Source organism: Moritella sp. PE36, from assembly GCF_000170855.1.
Taxonomy (GTDB): Bacteria; Pseudomonadota; Gammaproteobacteria; order Enterobacterales; family Moritellaceae; genus Moritella.
In genome coordinates this window covers 1-1,027 of record NZ_ABCQ01000131.1, presented here as the reverse complement: position 1 = coordinate 1,027, position 1,027 = coordinate 1, and the positions used below count along the sequence as shown (strand labels likewise).

1 tRNA gene is annotated in these 1,027 nt (G+C 50.4%); it reads right to left on the bottom strand.

Going from position 1 to position 1,027, the window contains the following annotated elements:
* Positions 1-817: 817 nt before the first annotated feature.
* A tRNA-Ser gene (locus tag PE36_RS23640) sits at positions 818-908 on the bottom strand.
* Positions 909-1,027: the final 119 nt, after the last annotated feature.

Below are 1,027 nucleotides of genomic sequence, written 5' to 3'. Positions count from 1 at the left end.
TCCGCGTTTCCAGACTTTACGAAACACGGAAACCGAAGACCATTCATGTGTGCTCAGGTCGCAGACGTTTGCAGCAGCAGTCGCTTCACGTTCGCTCGCGTATCGGTGATTCATTCTGCTAACCAGTAAGGCAACCCCGCCAGCCTAGCCGGGTCCTCAACGACAGGAGCACGATCATGCGCACCCGTGGCCAGGACCCAACGCTGCCCGAATGTTCTTTCTTGCGTTATCCCCTGATTCTGTGGATAACCGTATTACCGCCTTTGAGTGAGCTGATACCGCTCGCCGCAGCCGAACGACCGAGCGCAGCGAGTCAGTGAGCGAGGAAGCGGAAGAGCGCCCAATACGCAAACCGCCTCTCCCCGCGCGTTGGCCGATTCATTAATGCAGAGCTTGCATGCCTGCAGGTCGACTCTAGAGGATCGATCCCCCTGTGCTAGGATGGTCACCTAGATCAGGAAACAGCTATGACCCCAGTGTGCTGGAAAGAGTGGTGGAGAGTGTAGGGCCACCTGCCACCCCTCCGCAGCAATGGAGCGTATAATAGAGATACAGCGCCCAGTTGTAAAGCAAAAAGACCAAACCTTCAAACTTCGCACAAAATAAAACCAACCTGCTCGACTTCCTAGCAACAGCGTAAAACAAGTGCTTAAAAAATATCAGATTCGATATGTTTATCAGAAAAATAGCGGTGACTATCAACTACACTGAAGAAGAGCCGCTAAATTGCAAAGACACAGTGGTGTGATGAAGAAAGATTAAAGCTTAGATGCAAAAAAGGCGCTACCTTTTCAGATAGCGCCCTTCTCTATATAGATGGCGGAGGAGGAGAGATTTGAACTCTCGAGGAGCTATTAACCCCTGCTGGTTTTCAAGACCAGTGCATTCGGCCACTCTGCCACCCCTCCGCAGCAATGGAACGTATAATAGTGATATGAGGCCGGCTTGTAAATATCTACACGCTAAAAGATCACAGCAAACCGTTTAAACGTTTACTTTTCACTCGCTTCGCACTGTAATCCGACAA